We start from the raw sequence: 19,804 nt of genomic DNA, 5'->3' as shown, positions 1-19,804 counted from the left end.
ATAGTCACTGGCTGTGTTAGTATTTTATTAATAGTCTTCACTAACCAGACAAACCAGTTAATGGAACCCCAAACCAATCTTCCAGATAAATCGGCGACAGTTGCACTTAGTTACTATCAAAGCGCGCTGGATTTTGCGAAAAATTTAGTGAGAGAAAAATCGCTTAGGGACGATTGGTTACAAGCTTTCCAGCCAGAGAGAGTTATTCAAAAAAACTCATCCGCCGACAACCATTTTCCGACAAAATTGCCATCTGAACAGAACAAACCAACAAACAGCTATCAACGGGTCGAAGCCGCATTATTTGAGGAATTACTTGAGGCAGCTGGAAAGCAACTCGATGAGCCCTGTTTCGGCCTGAAATTTGGCCAACAAATCGATATCGCGTCGTTCAACTTGCTTGGTTATCTGGCGATGGCGAGTGCGACCCTGGAACAAGCATCACAAGCCGTTAATCAATACGGCGTATTGGTCAGTGAGATAGGCAAACTTGAAACAGAAATTATTCCCCACTCAAAACATCACGACGAATTAGTTAAAATTTACTGGCGGCCACGTCCGAGTGTCCTTAACTGTTCAACCCAGGTTATTGACGGCGTGCTGGCAGGGTGGGTAAGTTTTGGCTGGAAGTTTATCGGCGAGAAAGCATCACTTAATTCAGTTCACCTATCTCCACGGCCGGTTTCAATTGCGCCCTATGAAGAATTTTTTGGTTGTCCTGTTACTCTCAATGATCATGAAAACTACATTTGCATTCAGTCACACTATTTTAAACAGCCGCTACGCCAGGCAGAGCCCTTAGTTCGTCAGGCAATACAGGAGAAAGCCGATTTAGCGGTAAAAGAAATCTCAGCGGGAGCGGCATCAATTTCAGAAAAAATTATTGCGTTACTGCCTGGTTTGATTTTTTCCGGGAACGCCACGATTGAAACTGTGGCACAAAGTCTTAATACGACTTCTCGCTCCCTGCAACGCCATTTGAGGCAAGAAAATAAAAACTTTCGACAATTACTTGATAACGCAAGAATGTCCCTCGCAATAAAACTACTCAATGAAAAGGAACAACCACTTAGTCATATTAGTGGTATTGTTGGTTTCAACGATCAAAGCGCTTTTAATCGCGCTTTTAAACGCTGGACCGGCGTTACACCAAAACAATTTCAGCAGTCGAATCAAACGAACACTAACTCCGATGTCGAATAAATTCAGTTAGCCCTCTATCTCTGGATGGTACGGTATTTTTAGGGATTAGGGGATAGTGAAAAGAAGCCTAAAATCTCTTAGACATAAACTATATTCTGAGACCTTCAACCTCTCCCTGGCCCTCTCCTTCCAGGAGAGGGAATTTAATCTATGAACAGCTAATAACCGGTATAAATTACTCGATAAGCTCATACAGCCAGGGGCTGGCAATCACTTCTATTTTTACCACTTTAGGCTGTTTTCCTTTCGCGATATAAAAAAGCTGCGACGGTGCACCACCTTGATAACGTATCTTATAGGTATCGAAAGTCCCCGCAGGAACAACTACTTTCTCTTCGCCTTGATAGCTGATTTCAATGTCACGAGTGGTGTTATCGTACCCGTTGTACCACTGAACAGCGAACGCTTTTTGCTTATCAAGTTTAACTAAATGCGCAAGCATAATAGAAGCAGTTCGTTCGACCACATTGGGAGAGAGTTTTCTATCAACCTTAATCTTTCCCTGTGTTTTAAACTGTGCGCGAGACATTAGACTGTGACCTCGAACTTGCTGGTCGCTCCAGGCAAGCTGAATATCAACCGGCGCTCCCATAGAGCCTTTCATTTCCATTTTCTTTGGAGAAAAAGTTTTCCCATCAACAACAACATTAATATCTGCATCAATATTAAAATCTTTTAACACAGTCTTTTCATGAAGCAGAAAATCATTGCCCTGTCTTTTGAAATAGTGAGTCGACTCGCCAACCGGCTTTCCACGCATACTCATTCGATATTTCAATTGCCCGTTAAAAAACCTTTCAGGGTTAAACTGAATCTTTCCAGGCTTTGCTCTGTTCACCTGAGGTTTGGTTTTTAACAACTGAGTAGCCACTTTATTCCCGGTAAAATTGAGCTGGTATAAACGCTCGTAGTAGGAGTCGTCAATGTCGCCATGTGGGTCTCCCCCTAAAAGAAAAACTAGCGATGGCGTTGTATTACTATGACCGACAATCAAAACATTACCGGAAGCATTTTTTATTTCTTCCGCAAACTCCTTAAGCTTTCTGGGATCATAGTGTTGAACTTTAAGATTAAGCTGATTGGCAAGGGGAGTCGCAGTCTCAAGTGTACGCTTGTATTGGGTTGAGTAAACAGCGGAAATTGAGCGCGACTTTAATAGTTCGGCCAGGTGTTGTGCTCGCTTTTTTCCGGTTTCGGTTAGCGAAGGATCTTTGCCCGAACTTGGCTGTTTTTCTGCATGTCTTACTAAATAAATTTCTCTTGTATCAATCTCTCCTTTATCATTAGCCAACACAACATTTGAGATAAAACACAAAGAACAAAGTAAAAAAATATAGAGTGGCTTTTTCATGGGATTATCCCTCATTATTATCATTCTAAATTGTCGTTCAAGGCCATCGGTCTAAATCGTCGTTCATAGTCGACAAACCAAGCATAGGATGTATTCTACCGAGAACTAATCGCTAGTAACCTTGTATTTTGTAAGCAGATATATACCTGAACGACTTCAAGAGACAGACTACCAACAGCACCAATTAATTGGCGACTTTAGTGCAATTTCGACCATCGCTTTTAGCACGATAAAGCGCTTCATCTGCCAGCTTAACAAGTCGTGGTAGTTTGTTATTTTTATCGGACAGCGAAGCGACTCCCAGACTGATAGTGTAGTTAATATTCACCATACCAAACTCAAAGTTCTTCTCGGCAATTCCCTGACGTAGCCGTTCCGCGATTTCAAAAGCTTCCTCGTGTCCGGTACCGGGAAGTAAAATAAGATATTCCTCACCACCAATTCTTCCAACCATATCTTTATTACGCAACCAATGTTTAGCCTGGTTAGCAGTCGCAATAATCGCTTCATCGCCAATGTAGTGCCCATGAGTATCATTGATTGATTTGAACTTATCGATATCAAATAGAATGACAGAAAAGTCTTTTTGATTATTGACCGCATGACTAATCAACTTTTTCCCTTTTTCAAAAATATAGCTGCGATTAGCGATTCCCGTCAGAACATCGGTCTGGGAGCGCTGCTTAAATAGCATTCTTGAACGAAACAAGAAAATAATAATCGTCGATAGAACAATGACCACTAGTCCAATGGTGGCGATGGTTAGTCTTGATATACGCTGTCGATCTTTTTGCCTTTCTAATTCCAGTTGGTTAATTGCCAATTGTTTTTCTAGCAATTGCTTTTCGAACTTTATGATCCTATCGTCATGCTCAACAGAACGACTAGCGATCAATTTTGAACTGGCATTTCTCTTACTCTCTTTTTCCATTTCAAGTAATAAAAAAAGCTTTTCCAATTCTTCTGCACTATTGTTCCTCTCAGCCAATACGATAGCTTGCGTCTTTAATATTAACTGTTTCTCACTTTTTTCATTCGGATTACTTTGTAGGTATTTTCTTGCCGATTGATAAGCACGTTCCATTTCTTTATTGCGGAAAAATGCTTCTGCAAGAAAAGCATGAGCTCGAATAGTAAATATTTTTTCGTTAGTTGTATTTGCTAATGCTAATGCGCGTTCAAAGTAATGAATTGCACGCTCAAATTTTTTGCTGAGCAGGGCCACCGAACCCGCATCATAATTAGCAAAAAAATGAAAATCCTTAAATTCTGGAGATGTGTCGGCAAGTTCAAATAATTCCTCAACATGCTTTTCAGCGAGTTCCTCCTTCCCCATACTAATGGCGAGAACCGTCATCGAATGAAGCATATTGAACATGTCCTGGCGATCATCAACAGACGCCCATAAATTATATGCCTTTCGATTGTACTCGTACGCAGGTTCAAGCAACCAGTTAACACGATATAATATTGCCGTCGCGTTATAAATCATCGCATGTCGATTTGCAGAAAGAGATTTTTTTTGTGCTATCTCTATTGCTTCTTCTAGTAAAAAAATTCCTTTAGAAAAATTTTTCTTTGTCTGGTAACAAAATGCGAGTGAAGTCAGTGCTTTAGCCAGAATTTCATCATCTTGCAACTTCCTTGCATATTCCAGTGCAACTTCTCGTTCCGGGCAATAAACACTGGTGTCGAAAGTTTTTAAATATTGGATATAGGAACGAGAAGAGTGCGCCTCAATCAAAAACTCTGAAACGGGCAGAGGCGTCAGAATCTCAATGGCTTTGCTGTAACTCTGGTAAGCATCATCAATTCTACTCAAAGCCTCCAGCCTGCTGCCAAGAATCACAAAGTATTCACCTTGTTCTAATTGCTCCCAGGTTGACATCGAATCACTCGCGTTATTCAACAACTCGATTGCCTGTTCAGGCTTTTCAACACTTTCCAGCAACTTTTTATAGTGCTCAAGTGGTTCGTACGCCCAAACTACCTGAAATGTCATTAGGAACAAAGCAGTAGCACAAAGAAATCTAGAAATTATCATTAAGAATACCCGACCGGATAATCGGCCATTTTATCATGCAATATCAATTATTATAGTTTGTAAATTCCTACCTGGAGAGAGCCGCCGTTAACTTGCTGAATCAATCAGGAACGCGATTTGTAACATCATAAAAATCAATGAGCTACAGAAAAATAAATTTGCTCGCGATTTTGCATTTTGAAATTTTTTTTTCATTTGGAAGAGCAAAGTGAAAATAGACGGTCCAATTACCACAATAAATAGCACATAAGCAATTAAAGTTAACGTGCTGAACGGCACCGCTTTGTTAAACGAACGGCTGGCGGCAACGGCTAGAGAAAGCACTAACTCAATAAAAACAACAAAAATGGTTAATGTTATTATCGATGCACTCGGGCGAAGTGGATCATTATGCTTGTCAATTAACTTGCTTTTGGGTGCCGCATAAAGATCGCTTTGTTCCATATAAAACCTGTTTATTTATCCCATCTTAATATAATCAACTAACTGTTCGATCCGTTGATTCGTTAATTGGCGATAATCGAAATATGGCGTCACTATCAGCTTGCTTTCAAAGTTTAGCCCAAAATAAGAGTCAACCCAATCGACACTAATATTGAGATTCAGATCTTTAAAATAAGTTCGGCCACAAATAATTTTTATTATGCGGGACTCATTAATATCAGGCGGCGAAAACAATAACTGTTCATTACCGTTGCTTTGAAGTAGCTGATTATCACGTAATTCCTGCCAGCTGGAGTAATTATTTGAATCTAACAAGAAGGACAACTTGGCGTAACAATTAAAAATTTTACGCCAATGATTGCCAGTTAAATCTGCAATACACTTTATCTCACCACTAACCATCGGGCGAAAGTCGTTGAGACCTGTAAATTCGGGTAATGGGGGGCGGTTTGCTATGTAGACCGCTAGCCGCGCTTGTTGACTGCCGATACCAACCAGTGAACACATATTAAATGACAGCTATTTAAATGACGACTGTCAAAGACTTAGTTTCTCGCCTTAAACTTAGCTGCGTCAATTATCGACCACAAATGAATAATCCATCCCAGCCAGACTAACCATAAGAGACCTGCGAGTACAAAATGCGCTATAGCCATCAATATTCGAGCTTGTAATAGCTGTCCCAAACCAGGAATAAAAAAGCTGCACAGCGCGGCTAATACATTTCCAGCTGAACCCTGACCCGACATAATAACCCCCTTAAATAATTACTTTAACCTGACAGCCATAGTGAGCTTCAGGAATAAAATTAGCCGATCTCGAAATCGACAAATTCACAACGGTATAAATTCTTTTCGTCTGGCTCGTGAATTTCGCGTTTCACTTCGTTCAATGCTAAATGCTCAAACTCGGGGAAATGCGTATCGCCTTCAATATCAAGATCAATAAAAGTCAGAAAGAGTTTGTCAGCCATCGCCAGGGCCTGTGAATAAATTCGGCCGCCACCAATCACCATCACCTCTTCAACACCTTCGAGCAGCGCCAAAGCTGATTCGAGCGAAGTTGCCGTATCGCAACCTTCAACTTGATAGTCAGAATTTCGGCTTATCACAATATTACGCCGGCCTGGCAGCGGACGCCCTATCGACTCATAGGTTTTACGGCCCATCACTATCGGTTTTCCCAGCGTAACCGACTTAAAATGTTTGAGATCGGCGGGAAGATGCCAAGGCATTTGATTATCTTTACCAATCACACGGTTTTTCGCCATTGCACACACTAGCGAAATAACAGGTTTACTCATGTTTTCTACTCACCTTTAGATTAAGCACATTACAACCCAATTGTGCTTTTTAAGATCACTCACTCCCAAAATACCAACTCACACCGAAAATGGATATTGGATTGGCTCGTGATGTTGATAACCCAGGACTTCAAAGTCATCCATAGTCACCCAGGTTTCAAGATCCTTAAGCGTCTTTATTTCAGGATTAATTTTCAACTGTGGAGGCTCGAAAGGCTCACGTTTTAACTGAACATCTCGCATTAATGCCAGCTGATCTTCGTATATGTGGGCATTGACAATTTTATGGTAAGCCATGCCGGCCTTTTTACCCGTAATTTGTGCGATTAACGCTAGTAAAACAAACACTTGAATTTGATTGAAGTTGAGCCCTAAGGGCACATCGCACGATCGCTGATAGCTGGTAAGATACAAAGTATCGCCCAATAGTGAAAAATTATGGGTATGCATACAAGGTCGCAAACAGCCCATATGAAACTCGCCGGGATTATAAAATGTTAGAATTTCTGCGCGATCATCGATTCCGTCAGATAAGTTATCAACAATTTTTTTCAGTTGATCGATCGTTGTCCCTTCCGGTGTTTTCCAGCTTCTTCCCTGAACGCCATATACCCGCCCCATATCATCTTCACCCTTACGATGGGGATTGTTAAGCCACGCCTGATTCAGATTGGCATTCGCGTCCCAGGTTTTAGTACCAAGTTTGCGAAAATCGGCCGCATTGTCGTAGCCTCGTAAATAGCCGATAATTTCAGCAATAGCCGCTTTCCAATAGCTTTTACGTGTTGTTATTAAAGGAAATTGGTTCGCACCAACATGATATTCAAGGTCAGCATTAATTAAAGTTAAACAGCGTTTACCAGTGCGTTCGTTTTCGACCCAGACACCCTGTTCGATAATTTTATGACATAAATCCAGATATTGTTTCATTCACTACTCACAACAATTAATCTTAGTTACTAATGCTTATCGAGTTCCGCTTAAATATCAGTGTGGCGTCACTCAATAATTGATTTTAACAGTTAGGCTGTTTTGACAACCTGATCATTTTTTTTATAGGCCAGGTAAATCATTATTGCACCGCCAATGATCATGGGTAGCGACAAAATTTGCCCCATCGATAAAAACTCAGCCAGCTCCTTTAAATGCGCATCGGGCTCTCGGTAATACTCAATAATAAATCGAAACACGCCATAACCCAGGGCAAACAGGCCACTCACTGCCATTGGTGGTCTTGGTTTTTTACTGTAAATATACAAAATGATGAATAGCACTATGCCTTCTAGAAAACACTCATAGAGCATTGAGGGGTGGCGATAAACCCCTGCCGGGTCGTGAGGGAAATGCATCGCCCAGGGAGTTGACTGCAAATCAGTAACACGCCCCCATAATTCACCGTTGATAAAATTACCAAATCGCCCAGTGGCTAATCCAATTGGCACCATAGGTACGAAGAAATCGGCGCTTTGAAAAAAGGTTGTTTTTGATTTCCGCGAAAAGTACCAAAAGGCAACCAGAACTCCCAATAATCCTCCATGGAACGACATCCCACCATCCCAAATCTTAAACAGGTACATCGGATCTTCGATAAAGAAATCCAGATGGTAAAAGAGGACATAGCCTATACGCCCCCCAAGCACCACGCCGAGAAAACCATAGAACAAAAAGTCGCTCACCTGTTCTGCAGTAAATGGGCTGCCAGGCTGCTTGCTGCGTGCTTTCCCCATATACCAGGCACCGGCAAATCCCATCAGGTAAGTTAGCCCATACCAGTTGAGGCCGATAGGCCCCCAGATTTGAAAAATGACCGGGTCAAAATTTGGAAATTCCATGAATGCTCAACACCATTAATTAATAATTATTAGATTTTTAACTTGTTAGAAAAACGGTTAACAAGACACTCTAAAACCAGTGACTATAAAGGATTTGGCCGCTGGTGAAAAACAAAAATACGGCGAATATTTGTTTCAGACGCTGCTCAGAAACAAAATGCGCGAGTTTGGCCCCCAAAGGCGCACTTAAACTTGAAAAAACAACAATCCCGAAAAAAGCAGGCCAGTAGAGGTAACCCGTAGAATATTCAACATTGATTTTTTGCTGCCAGCCAGAAATACCATAACCGAGTGCGCCAAACAGGGCGATTGGAAAGCCGCACGCTGCCGCGGTTCCCACCGATTGCACCATCGATTTTCCTTTATAGACCAGGAAAGGCACCAAAACCGAGCCACCACCAATACCGATTAAGGCAGAAACGACACCGGTGAAATTGCCATAGCTAAAGAAAGGCCAGCGAGATTCCGTTGGATGGGCCTTTGGCTTGTGACCTGACAACAGATAAATAGCGGTCAATATCGCCCCGGTTACAAAGACAATTATGAGCAGTCGTCCGCTCAGTACAGCAGCGAGCGCTGCGCCAGCCAATGAACCAATCACCAACCCCGGCGCAATAATGGCAAATAAGCGCCAGTCGACAGCTTGTTTTTTATGATGAGCACGGGCTGATGAAATGGCAGTAACACAAATCGACAACAGCGAAGTGCCAATAGCAAAATGGGCAACGTGTTCGACGCTAACCCCCGCAGCTGGTAGCGCCCAGATTAACACCGGCACCACCACAAAACCCCCACCAATTCCTAATAATCCGGCCAGAAAACCAGCAAGAAGCCCGGCCAGAATAAAGATAACCCAAAGTTCCAACGGCTAAGCCTTAATCGATAGTATAAAAATTAACGCCATTGTAACCGAAAGCAAACTAATTCGCTGGAATTGTCAATTTAGCGTCAGCACCATCGGATGTGTATGCCAGCTTTTAGCGCGCTTGTTGATAAAAATCTCTTTCAGTCAGCCAAGTTTAATTATCAATTCGATAGCCTATCTTACGAACTGTCTTGATAATTTTGGGGTTAGCGCTATCAGCTTCCAATTTTTTCCTCAGTTCACCGATATGCGTATCAATTGTTCTGCTTTCCACTGCTGCTGAATGCCCCCACACTTTTTGCATTAAAGTTAACCTGGATACCACTTCGCCGCGGGACTCGAATAACTTGACCAACAAATCAAATTCCTTTGGCGCCAACTCCACTTCTTCACCTCGCTTTAATACCCGACGAGACCGCAAGCAAACTGTCACATCTTCCATTGAAAACACATCGGCACGGGATGACGAATCTTCATCACCTATCTTTTTCTGTCGACGCACTAATGCTTCAACACGCGCAACAAGCTCCATTAACCCAAATGGTTTAGTCACAAAATCATCGGCGCCGAGCCTTAACCCCTTCACCTTATCGATTTCTGTATCTCGCGCACTTAATATCAGTATCATGGGTTTAATGGTTAATTTTTCTATTCGTTTAAGAAATTCAAAACCATCCATATTGGGCATCATCAAGTCCAGAATAATTATCGCCGGCGTACACACTTCCAGCGCTGCCAAACCAGCAAGACCATCAGTAGCAGATGTTACCTGATAGCCTTCTATCTCAAAATTATTTTTCAGGCCCAGAGCAAGATCTTTATTGTCTTCAATGATCAATATTTCCGTCATAATGTTATGAATTATCCAGGTTGAGTTCCAACAGAAAAGAACATCCATTAGGTTCTCGATTTTTAAGCTTGATAGACCCGTTAATTTCGGTGACTAATCGCTTTACCAAATATAGACCTATTCCAGTCCCCGCGATCGCCTGATTACTTTCACGAGGCAGCCGGTAATAAGCTTGCCAGATGTTGGTATGATACTTCGAAGGAATGCCCGGCCCTTCATCATTGATTGTTAATCGATAGGTTCTTTTACCCGAACGCTGAATTATCTGTCCTTTTATTTCGATCGTTTGCCGGTCTGGCCCATATTTGATGGCATTGTCCAGCAGATTCAAAATAATCCTGCGAAAGTTATCTTTATGTATTGCAATTTCGCAAGATTCTAGATCACATTTAACTGCAACATTTTTAGCGATTCGAATTGGATTGATTTCCTCAATAATTGTATTAAGAAAAGGCACTATTGCTAATTGGGTTAGTTTCAGCTCACCAGTATTTTCGCTGCTGGAATATCTTAAAATGTTTTCAACGAGATGATTCAACCGGATTGATTCGCGATTAATAACTTGAAGATAGTGTTGCGATTCCTCCTCATTTCTTGCCCGCCCCTTTATCAGAGTTTCAGCAAACATTCTGATTTGAGTTAAAGGTGTCCTTAGCTCGTGTGAGACTTCAGCAACAAACCTTTCTCTTAAACGGCTTAGTTGTTGTTCTTTACGTAATTGAATAAAAGTAACGATAAAGATCACGATTAAAATGATCATAGTCGCTAAAATAACTGGCAAATTATCCTCAGGTTGGCCGCCAATAATCAGTTCCTCTATATTGTCAGTTTTAATTGCGACACGGATCTGATGATTTCGAAAAATTCCGCTATATTCATCTGCGAGTATTTTGGTAGCCACATCATAATTGTGATTAATCTTTTCGCCGATAAGAAGGTCCCCAGTGTGGTCAACCATCGATAAAAGAATTATGGAGTTGGTTGCCTTGCCATTGGCTATAACTTCCGGGAGCAATGAAGATTTATCGAAAGATGATTGTAACAGTCGTCTTAAGCTTTCACGGTTGACCTGGAAGCCCAGTAAGTTTTTCTCTTTAAACTGAGTGACAATTAATGTTACCGGCGTACCTGAATAATTAGTATGGATAAAGGCAAACGGCTTTTCGGCGAGTTCGTTTCGGTTAAAATTTACTAGCTTATCAGCAATAGCGGGGGCGAACTCAACTTTATTGCAGAGCGTTGAGATAACGACTAGTTCATTGTTTTCAACTAAGAAAAACTTTTTTCCTAGAGAGGCACTCGATAATAAAGGGTGTGACGTTAAAGGACACCGAGCGATTTCATCTTTATTTGAAGTAACCAGTTCAACCGAATCTCGCCATAGATTCATTTGAGAAAAATAGCCTTTGTAACCGACATCCGCCATAATCCTGCGCGAAAACTCTTCTGCTGCCAGTTCAGCATATTCGTGGAGCATTTTCCCCACCAGGTTTCGCTGCTGTAAAATAGCAGTAAGGGCTTGCCAACCCAGCGTTACCATTAATAAAAAATTCACGACCAATAAAACACGTAGTATTTTAGATTGATGTGAATTGGCAGGTGTCTTTTGATTCATTCTGAATACCTTCTGAGCCATCCTTTATAATAGCCGAAATCCAACAAATGATGTTGTTCTACAAGCAAATCTTGACAGTTTCCTGACAATACTTTAACCAAACCTCCAACCTCAAAGAAGCTGTTTCTATTAAAGTAAAGCAGAATAGGGGAGCCTAATTTACGCGACAGGAGGCTGGTTCATGCAACTTAAAACCGTTTTTGTATGTCTGTTTATTTTTTTGTCACTACTAATTGAGAACAATTTTGCGGCAGAAAGAAAAAGTATTTTTTCTTCTCCCAAGAATTTAAAAGTTTTACCCAAAGATATAAAACCAGAACAATTAGCCGAAAAAATGAAGTCGATAACCCTTGGCCTCGGGTTACGTTGTCACCACTGCCATGTTGGCGAAGCCAACAAACCATTGCAAACATACGATTTCGCCGCCGATGACAAAGCTCTAAAAAAGAAAGCCCGGATCATGTTAAAAATGGTTAAGCAGCTTAATGAAGTAGAAGTTCGAAAGCTTGATCAAATAGCTGCAGCTGACCGAGTTGAAATTCGCTGTGTGACTTGTCATCGAGGACAACAAAAGCCACGACTGATTCAAGATGTGCTTTCAGAGCAATTCGCTGAAAAAGGAATTTCCGGTGTAATTAATTCCTATGCGGAACTTCGCAAGAAATACTATGGCGGTCATACTTTTGATTTTAGCGAGAATGTATTGCCAATGTTTGCTCAATCTCAGTTAAGCCAACCACAAAGTCATGACGACGCGGTGAAATTACTTGAAGCCAACAGCCAGTACTTTCCTGATTCATATTTCGGATTTTTTTCATTGGGTGCAGCCTATCAAGCAAAAGGAAATAATGCCAAAGCCCGTGAAGCTTATGAGAAGGCGCTTCAGCTTAATCCTAAAGCAGTATTTATAAAAAAGCGAATTGATAGTTTGGCAAAAACTCCTGGCGGCCAGAAGTAGTTGTTGGTTGAAAACCATCAGGGTTGGTAGATGAAGAAAGCTCTTTGGCATTTTCACCATATTGATAGGGTATAGTTACACATTATTATTTACAGTCTCCCCCTTGCTCCAAAGTGTATATTGGCAAACGCACCATGAGCACTTTATAACTTCGTAGAAAAATGTGTCTGGCCGACGATTTCAGAAAAAAGTTTGAGCTTAATTATTAAAAACGCGACCTAACCTGTTATTTGTTTACTAGATATGAATACCAATCTGAACTGCTAGACTAACTACACGAAACTTCGGTCGCATAAGCGATATACAAAGTTAGCTCTGCTACATCTGAGCGCTCCCACTCTACGCGACCTTCAAGTCCTCCAATTTTTATCGTGCAATCACCACCAACAAGCTTTTTTATTTTATCGTTCTCCGCAGAGATCTTTTTAAGTATTTCGTACCGATATTGTTCAGGACTGACAATGCTTAAACCAATATCACCTAAATACTCTATTTCTGTACGACTAATCAACTTCGCATCGGCAATAAATGATCGCAACTCTGAGATTTGTTGTTTTGAGGAGCGGCTTTCATCTAATACTACTTTGACATAAATATTTACATAGCTAGTATCAGATCGCTTATGATCTTCTATTAACTGAAGCGAATCATCGTTTAAATTAACGGGTACCAGAAAGCCTTCGCCATAAGAAAGTTCGATATCATCATTTTTTCTAGAAGCCTTCAACAAGTTATCTATAGTCTTTATGATTTCCTTCTTTCTCAGCTTTGGAGATCTACTATCGTTTATTAACCGAATACGTTGAACTAAAAAATCAGCCTTTCTTTTGATGGTAACTGCTGGCATATCGTAGTAATCACCGCTACTGAGTCTCGAACCAGTAACAACAATTTCGTGGCCAACCTCTCCTTGAGCGCTTCCACAAAAAATTAATATTAAAGACATCGTTAAAAAACACTTCATTCCTTCGCTCCTGATTTGCTTTGTATATGATTTCGATATTTATCAGACACTAGAGTCATCGTCATTCTCTCACAATCGAAATTGTCTTTCACTGATAACTCTATCAGCTTGTGGGCATTGAAACATTCGAGCTTTGATCCCAAAATATTTGCCTAATCATTCAAGGAAGAAAATTATGGCCATTGCCAGAAGGAACCTGGTCGATAACGAAACGCCCGGATTTTATCACTGTACCAATCGCTGTGTCAGACGCGCTTTCCTCTGCGGTTTCGATAAAGATACCGGCCGGAGTTTCGACTATCGTAAAGCCTGGTTAGAAAAGCAAATGTTGGCCTTATGCGAAATCTTCTCGGTTGAGATTTATGCCTATGCCATTATGGATAACCATTATCATATTGTGTTGTATCTAGACCCAATAGAGCCAGAACGATGGACTGATGAGGAAGTCGCTGAACGTTGGTTACAAGTCTATCCCTCTCGTCTTGACCGGCCTGAAAATACGCATCTTCGCGAAATCAAGAAACAGATAATTATTGATAGTCCTGAAAAACTGAGAAAATATCGTAAGCGATTAGGAAGTTTGTCCTGGTTTATGCGACGACTCAATGAGCCACTGGCGAAACTCAGTAATCAGGAAGACTATTGCACAGGCCGATTCTGGGAGGGAAGATTTCATTCTCAGGCATTATTAGACGAAGCCGCGGTATTGTCTTGTATGGCTTATGTCGACTTAAATCCCATCAGAGCCAGAATCACCGATAAACTAGAAGAGTCTCACCAAACTTCCATCAAACAGCGGCTTGATGGTATTCAATCACATATTGACCAATCAAAACTAGAATTCGCCATTGAAACTATGGCCGGTCATCTTCGGGAGCGAAAACTCAGTATCACCTTAAGGGAATATACCGAATTAGTTGAATGGGCGGGCAAGTCGATTATTTATCCCGATAAGGCATCAATTCCAGCTCATATTGCACCAGTATTAGAGCGACTTAATCTACAACAAAGTCACTGGCTCAAACAGATCGAAAACTACGGCAAACAGTTTTGTCGAGTTGTTGGGACCATTGATAATATCAGAGAAAAAGCCAGACGGTTAAAGTTGCGTTATTTACGAGGCATTAGCGCTGCTAAATTGCTTTACTCGACAACATCTGAAGCCTGACTTAACCACATATCCATTATTCTGTTTCGAATTCCATGACAGGAAGGCATTCCATTGCGCCAAAATCTTAAATACTAAAACACTTCGATAAACTTAGCCGAAAAACTGAACAGCTGACAAAAAAACACGCCAAATTCGATTTTTATATCCCTCTCATTCTACTAATTAGGCCCTCTTTTTACCAAATCAACCGCTATAAGCAGAGTGTCTATTTATTTTGCTTTATGCGAAATCTTCTCGGTTGAGATTTATGCCTATGCCATTATGGATAACCATTATCATATTGTGCTGTATCTAGACCCAATAGAGCCAGAGCGATGGACTGATGAAGAAGTCGCTGAGCGTTGGTTACAAGTCTATCCCAGTCGTCTTGACCGGCCTGAAAATAGGCATCTTCGCGAAATCAAGAAACAGATAATTATTGATAGTCCTGAAAAACTGAGAAAATATCGTAAGCGCTTAGGAAGTTTGTCCTGGTTTATGCGACGACTCAACGAGCCGCTGGCGAAACTCAGTAATCAGGAGGATTTTTGTACCGGTCGATTCTGGGAGGGAAGATTTCATTCTCAGGCATTATTAGACGAAGCCGCGGTATTATCTTGTATGGCTTATGTAGACTTAAATCCCATCAGAGCCAGAATCACCGATAAACTAGAAGAGTCTCACCATACTTCTATCAAACAGCGGCTTGATGGTATTCAATCACATACTGACGAATCAAAACTAGAATTCGCCATTGAAACTATGGCCGGTCATCTTCGGGAGCGAAAACTCAGTATTACCTTAAGGGAATATACCGAATTAGTTGAATGGGCAGGCAAGTCGATTATTTATCCCGATAAGACATCAATTCCAGCTCATATTTCACCGGTACTAAACCGACTCAACTTACAACAAAATCACTGGCTCAAACAGATTGAAAGTTATGGTAAACAGTTTTACCGAGTCGTAGGTCCCATCGCCAAAATTCGAGAAAAGGCCAGGCAATTAGAACTGCGTTGTTTACGAGGCATTAGCGCGGCTAAATTGCTTTACTCAACAACATCTGAAGCCTGACTTAACCACATCCATTATTCTGTTTCGAATTCCATTACAGGAAGGCATTCCATTGCGCCAAAATCTTAAATACTAAAACATATCGATAAACTTAACCAAAAAAACTGACCAGCTGACTAAAAAAACACGCTAAATTTGATTTTTATATCCCTCTCATTCTACTAGTTAGGCCCTCTTTTTCCCAAATTAGCCACTATAAGTAGAGTGTCTACTTATTTTTTCTTAAGATTGTGGAGCAAGCTTCGAAACTATGGACAATGTCTATCAGAAATTGGAAGGCGGCCTTAAATCGTTTTATGATTGAGCTTGAAGACCGCTTAATTGACCACATTTAAATTGTCAGTTACACAAAATAATTTACAGAGTCCACTTTGAGAAAACCTTGATTACCATCAAGGCTACCTCGCTATATTTATGGTACGAATTCAGGTGTTAAATTAAACATTTCCCACAAATCGGCCATAAATCATCTCCAATTTTCTGTAAGTCATCGAAATCTAATATTTCAATATTTTCTAGATTATTCTTATCTACACACTCATCGCACAAATAAATCGTCATTCCAGAAAGATCCTTTTTTATTTGGTGTGTGATATCTAATTCCGTTTTTTTCTCAAATTGTTTGTGTAAATGTGTGCAAAGGTGGATTACACCTTGCTTCCCATGTTTATCGCAATTAATCAGTGCCATTTTATCCTCTCGCGGCTAAAAACTAACCATATTTTCTAGCTTCTAAATTAAAAAACACTCTGTTTAGCAAAATAGACTTTTATTAGGCAGAGTGTCCGCTTAAGGTTTTACTTTGACCCGGCCATAATTGCCATCATATTGCGTTTTTAAGGTGTAATCGGTGCCGGCAATATGGGTTTTCACCTGATTCATCTGAACAAGGCTTCGAGCTTATTTATTATAAAATAGGCTTGACCCCTTGATTCTGCAGAAGAATGACGAGCCGTGTTTATCGTAATCCTATTGCGTGCTCCTTCGAATATTCCCATTTGGGGCATTTCAGGATCGCTTACAAATCGTAATTCTGTTCCCTGCTTCTGTAATCGAGCATAGGACGCAGATGCGACTGAATTTTTACTAATAATGTTTCCTGCCTGTCTTATAAAAACTTGCACCTATCTCTAGCGAAGACAGATTATAGAAACCAAACAGTTCATTGCTAAATTCATTTTCTAGATTCATTTGCAAAGGTTTTTCTCTCTTGGGCACTTCATAGCTTTTTTGAAACTCTTTTGCTTCAATTTTAGAAAGCCCTTCTAGCTCTAGTTTTTCAAGCGAAGGCTTAAAACTACCAACCATTCTGACAAAATCATCTGGCCTCATACAATTCCTACAGCTCGCTTTTTGAGTTTTACTTTTGCCCCTCGTCAATAATTTTAGCTTCTAGATCTTTTCTTCTTTTAGTCGAAGTTACCAGTGACTCTAAAAGCCAAAAACGATCTTTGACTAAAGTTATACCATCTTGAATGTAACTTGATTCTCTTTGTTCATTTTCATTCATCTCTCTATATTCTACGTTAAAAATGGCCCCGTACTCATTGATCAATACTTTCATAAATGTATTCAAATCTGTTGTTAAAAACATTTTGAGATTGTAATACTTAACTACTAAGTTATTTTTTTCTATCATTTAAACACTACACTAGATATCATTTGGGTAAATCCATCTAAGTAGATTTGATGGAGTTTACGAAATCAAGGTACAAACTTTACAGAAAATTGGAAACAACAAAACTTAGCAAATAAGCCGACTATTTCACACGCGCTAAGAAAACCTCGATTTTCATCGAGGCTACCTGCTACAGCCCTATAATCGTCATGAAAAAACTTCTATCCGTCTTTGCAAAAACTCATAAAAGTTTTTAGCGTAATGCTCTACGTCACCCGATGGCAACCTTAAGTTTATAGGACATTCTTTGCCATCAAATTCAGAGTAATCAAAGAAAAACACCTCGCCTAAATCCGTTTCCAAAACTACAATATGATCTGGTTTAGTTAAGCCGCTTCTTTGATTAACTATATGGTGATAAACAATATCTCCACCGTTAACTGTTTCAAAGTCCACCCCATATATGCTATAAATTTCTTCACCGCCAATTTCTCCACCGGAATAATTTCTTAAGAACCATAAATATGATTCCGTCAACTTCACACCAAGAATTTTTTCAGCTTCTTCAAACCAACGGACATCAACAGCATCTTTTGACGTACCAAGCTCAATAATACCAAGATTTAAATTAATTAATTTTTTTACTTCTTCACAAGAAAATTCACTCATCGCTACCTACCTTAAAAATCATCTGCTCTATGTTTCCAATAGTTGCTTTTCCAAGTATTAAATTGGCTTCTATTAACTCCAGCTAGGTAACCTTGATTGAGTTTAGGAAATCAAGGGACAAACTTTACAGAAAATTGGAAACAACAAAACTTATCAAATGAGTCAGCTATTTCACACGCGCTAAGAAAACCTCGATTTTCATCGAGGCTACTTGCTGATTCATCTGAACAAGGCTTCGAGCTTATTTATTATAAGATAGGCTTGACCCCTTATTTGTTTTTTACAGCCATCGTTAGTCGCAATTGTTCTGCTCCCCTTGCTCGGCTAGGCTGAACGTTTTATTTTTTCAATTGTGAGAGACATAAGTTCATACACTACACAATCTTCAAGCTCCCCACCTAGCTCTTTAAAACCTCCAACAGCTTGAACTTCACGTAAAGTTAAGTTAAATGCTTCCATTAAATACTGCATACAATAGAGTTTAATATACTCTTCTCCGTGAATTTTTTTTATTCTTTTTACCATATCTAGAATACTAGCATTTTCGCCATTCATATGGCGAAGTTCTTGTATCAAGTCGTAGTTCAAATTCATTATGTTATCCACCTGATAATTTACTGAAACACAACATTTACCATTTGATAATTTCCATGTTCGCCATAACTAGATACGACTTTACCTGATTTAAAGCCATATTTAGATGCTTGATTAGCAGTCCAAGTCTTATGAACAGCATCTTTAAGTGATACGCCTTGAGATGTTAGCTTGTTCACTCTATCTAGATTAGTTCCACCAACCCAATACCCTTCAACACCCTTAACATTTCCACCAAAATGCTTCATCATTACTTTGAACAAATCCCCTCCTCTTATGCTTTTCCCGGCCTGTATATCAAAGGAAACAATTCCTTTTTCACTGATTTCTCCAAGCAAATATGTGTGACCATCTCCGCCAAAATATTGGAAAGGTTCTGTTTTCCCACCACGACTAATACGAAAGGCAGCAATACTTCTTTGTCCGGAAGAAACTACAATCGGCCCGAATGAAGCCCCACCAAGTGCCATTTCGGCATATTCTTGATATTGCTCTATATACTCCTTGTCAATGCAATCACTTGAACACCCACCAGGACTTCCCCAACGAGCTTCCATATCTTTCTGAACTTGTAAGTCAGAAACATATCCCTTTCCACCTAACCAGTTGCCAGCCTTTTCCCAAAAACCAGCCTCATTATTTCCTTGGTTATTCTGACTGTTGCCAGCCTCATTCAAACTAATAACTTTTCTAGTCCCTCCAGTCGAAATTAGTTTAACAATTCTCTCCCCAAGTTTTCTAGCTTCTTTTTCGCTTAATGAGGTTTTAATGTCTTCCACATTGAGAATATTTATTGTTGCTTTCATAGCTGCCTGACCACCACATGTCCCAACTTTACAAGCAGAGCCATTGTGTTTTTCCGAGGATACAAATGCTTTAAGACCTGCATAGTATTGCTCTGTTGGATCAACACAATTTATATCATATACACCACCGCAATTTGCCTTATAACCACTCGGATCCGTCCCTGCGAGTGGATTATTCATAATGTAAGAATAGGGATTCATACTCTGACTGTTACCCGGAGATTGTATGAAAGGGTCAACACTGAGGAACCTGCCAGCGTTATAGTCATACACTCTGCCATTCATATGAATCAACTGCGCATCATCCAGATGCTCATGGTCAGTAAAGCCTCTTCTCGTTTCGAGTTTTAAATCATCCGGTTCTGAAATAAAACCACTCTGATAAGCCACGTCTCTTAAAGTCGGTGGTTCAACACTTTCCAGATTGCCTTTCCTCGGTTTGCCAAACGGGTCATAAGATTTGT

General features: G+C 40.2%; 22 protein-coding genes. 4 read left to right on the top strand and 18 right to left on the bottom strand.

The genetic code is table 11. The features are described from left to right. Nucleotides 1–60 precede the first annotated feature (60 nt). Nucleotides 61–1,203 carry a helix-turn-helix domain-containing protein gene (locus FLL46_RS03100; RefSeq protein WP_142891979.1) on the top strand — a complete coding sequence of 381 codons (1,143 nt, stop codon included), beginning with the start codon at nt 61–63 and terminating at the stop codon, nt 1,201–1,203. Nucleotides 1,204–1,378: 175 nt separating this feature from the next. On the opposite strand, the gene FLL46_RS03095 is transcribed toward FLL46_RS03100, so the two are convergent. The 11 genes from FLL46_RS03095 to FLL46_RS03045 form a co-directional block, all read right to left on the bottom strand. Beyond that, a complete protein-coding gene (locus FLL46_RS03095) occupies nt 1,379–2,554 on the bottom strand; it encodes a phosphoglycerate mutase family protein (protein WP_142891978.1) in 1,176 nt (391 codons plus the stop codon). A gap of 184 nt (nt 2,555–2,738) precedes the next feature. Further along, nucleotides 2,739–4,598: a GGDEF domain-containing protein gene (locus FLL46_RS03090; RefSeq protein ID WP_142891977.1), complete on the bottom strand. Its 1,860-nt coding sequence runs from the start codon at nt 4,596–4,598 to the stop codon at nt 2,739–2,741. 87 nt (nt 4,599–4,685) lie between these two features. Continuing rightward, a complete protein-coding gene (locus FLL46_RS03085) occupies nt 4,686–5,042 on the bottom strand; it encodes a hypothetical protein (protein ID WP_142891976.1) in 357 nt (118 codons plus the stop codon). A gap of 15 nt (nt 5,043–5,057) precedes the next feature. Then, the gene (locus FLL46_RS03080; RefSeq protein ID WP_142891975.1) at nt 5,058–5,549 is read right to left on the bottom strand and encodes a DUF6942 family protein; all 492 of its coding nucleotides are present in this window, start codon (nt 5,547–5,549) and stop codon (nt 5,058–5,060) included. A 38-nt stretch (nt 5,550–5,587) separates the two neighbouring features. Further along, nucleotides 5,588–5,791 (bottom strand): hypothetical protein, encoded by a 204-nt coding sequence (locus FLL46_RS03075; RefSeq protein ID WP_142891974.1) that lies wholly within the window; start codon nt 5,789–5,791, stop codon nt 5,588–5,590. 59 nt (nt 5,792–5,850) lie between these two features. Further along, the gene (folA, locus tag FLL46_RS03070; protein ID WP_142891973.1) at nt 5,851–6,345 is read right to left on the bottom strand and encodes a type 3 dihydrofolate reductase; all 495 of its coding nucleotides are present in this window, start codon (nt 6,343–6,345) and stop codon (nt 5,851–5,853) included. A 78-nt stretch (nt 6,346–6,423) separates the two neighbouring features. Further along, nucleotides 6,424–7,275: a thymidylate synthase gene (locus FLL46_RS03065; RefSeq protein WP_142891972.1), complete on the bottom strand. Its 852-nt coding sequence runs from the start codon at nt 7,273–7,275 to the stop codon at nt 6,424–6,426. Nucleotides 7,276–7,367: 92 nt separating this feature from the next. Then, nucleotides 7,368–8,177, bottom strand: coding sequence for a prolipoprotein diacylglyceryl transferase (lgt, locus tag FLL46_RS03060; RefSeq protein ID WP_142891971.1), 810 nt, complete (start codon nt 8,175–8,177; stop codon nt 7,368–7,370). Nucleotides 8,178–8,247: 70 nt separating this feature from the next. Further along, nucleotides 8,248–9,042, bottom strand: a complete 795-nt coding sequence (locus tag FLL46_RS03055; RefSeq protein WP_142891970.1) for a sulfite exporter TauE/SafE family protein — start codon at nt 9,040–9,042, stop codon at nt 8,248–8,250. A 154-nt stretch (nt 9,043–9,196) separates the two neighbouring features. Continuing rightward, the gene (locus FLL46_RS03050; RefSeq protein ID WP_168204021.1) at nt 9,197–9,892 is read right to left on the bottom strand and encodes a response regulator transcription factor; all 696 of its coding nucleotides are present in this window, start codon (nt 9,890–9,892) and stop codon (nt 9,197–9,199) included. A 4-nt stretch (nt 9,893–9,896) separates the two neighbouring features. Beyond that, nucleotides 9,897–11,507, bottom strand: coding sequence for a sensor histidine kinase (locus tag FLL46_RS03045; protein ID WP_168204020.1), 1,611 nt, complete (start codon nt 11,505–11,507; stop codon nt 9,897–9,899). A gap of 181 nt (nt 11,508–11,688) precedes the next feature. Here FLL46_RS03045 and FLL46_RS03040 point away from each other — a divergent pair, with 181 nt between their 5' ends. Further along, a complete protein-coding gene (locus FLL46_RS03040) occupies nt 11,689–12,465 on the top strand; it encodes a c-type cytochrome (protein WP_142891967.1) in 777 nt (258 codons plus the stop codon). Between the two features lie 268 nt (nt 12,466–12,733). On the opposite strand, the gene FLL46_RS03035 is transcribed toward FLL46_RS03040, so the two are convergent. Beyond that, a complete protein-coding gene (locus FLL46_RS03035; protein ID WP_142891966.1) occupies nt 12,734–13,429 on the bottom strand; it encodes a hypothetical protein in 696 nt (231 codons plus the stop codon). Between the two features lie 175 nt (nt 13,430–13,604). On the opposite strand from FLL46_RS03035, the gene FLL46_RS03030 reads away from it, so the two are divergent. Both FLL46_RS03030 and FLL46_RS03025 read left to right on the top strand, forming a co-directional pair. Beyond that, on the top strand, nt 13,605–14,597 hold the full coding sequence (locus tag FLL46_RS03030; protein ID WP_142891965.1) for a transposase: 993 nt from the start codon (nt 13,605–13,607) through the stop codon (nt 14,595–14,597). 204 nt (nt 14,598–14,801) lie between these two features. Next, nucleotides 14,802–15,653 carry a transposase gene (locus FLL46_RS03025; RefSeq protein WP_142891964.1) on the top strand — a complete coding sequence of 284 codons (852 nt, stop codon included), beginning with the start codon at nt 14,802–14,804 and terminating at the stop codon, nt 15,651–15,653. A gap of 432 nt (nt 15,654–16,085) precedes the next feature. Here the strand turns inward: FLL46_RS03025 and FLL46_RS03020 are convergent, their stop codons facing one another. The 6 genes from FLL46_RS03020 to FLL46_RS02995 all read right to left on the bottom strand — a co-directional run. Continuing rightward, nucleotides 16,086–16,343: a hypothetical protein gene (locus FLL46_RS03020; RefSeq protein ID WP_142891963.1), complete on the bottom strand. Its 258-nt coding sequence runs from the start codon at nt 16,341–16,343 to the stop codon at nt 16,086–16,088. Between the two features lie 396 nt (nt 16,344–16,739). Next, the gene (locus FLL46_RS03015; protein ID WP_168204019.1) at nt 16,740–16,961 is read right to left on the bottom strand and encodes a hypothetical protein; all 222 of its coding nucleotides are present in this window, start codon (nt 16,959–16,961) and stop codon (nt 16,740–16,742) included. Between the two features lie 52 nt (nt 16,962–17,013). Then, nucleotides 17,014–17,292, bottom strand: a complete 279-nt coding sequence (locus FLL46_RS03010; protein ID WP_142891961.1) for a hypothetical protein — start codon at nt 17,290–17,292, stop codon at nt 17,014–17,016. A gap of 186 nt (nt 17,293–17,478) precedes the next feature. Next, nucleotides 17,479–17,940 (bottom strand): SMI1/KNR4 family protein, encoded by a 462-nt coding sequence (locus tag FLL46_RS03005; protein ID WP_142891960.1) that lies wholly within the window; start codon nt 17,938–17,940, stop codon nt 17,479–17,481. 324 nt (nt 17,941–18,264) lie between these two features. Further along, a complete protein-coding gene (locus FLL46_RS03000) occupies nt 18,265–18,534 on the bottom strand; it encodes a hypothetical protein (protein WP_142891959.1) in 270 nt (89 codons plus the stop codon). A 20-nt stretch (nt 18,535–18,554) separates the two neighbouring features. Then, nucleotides 18,555–19,804 (bottom strand): RHS repeat domain-containing protein (locus FLL46_RS02995; RefSeq protein ID WP_142891958.1); only part of this gene is annotated, 1,250 nt, incomplete at its 5' end.

It is taken from the genome of Aliikangiella coralliicola (genome assembly GCF_007004725.1).
Classification (GTDB): domain Bacteria; phylum Pseudomonadota; class Gammaproteobacteria; order Enterobacterales; family Kangiellaceae; genus Aliikangiella; species Aliikangiella coralliicola.
Note: the sequence above shows the minus strand (reverse complement) of the source record. Positions and strands in the feature narration are given on the sequence as shown.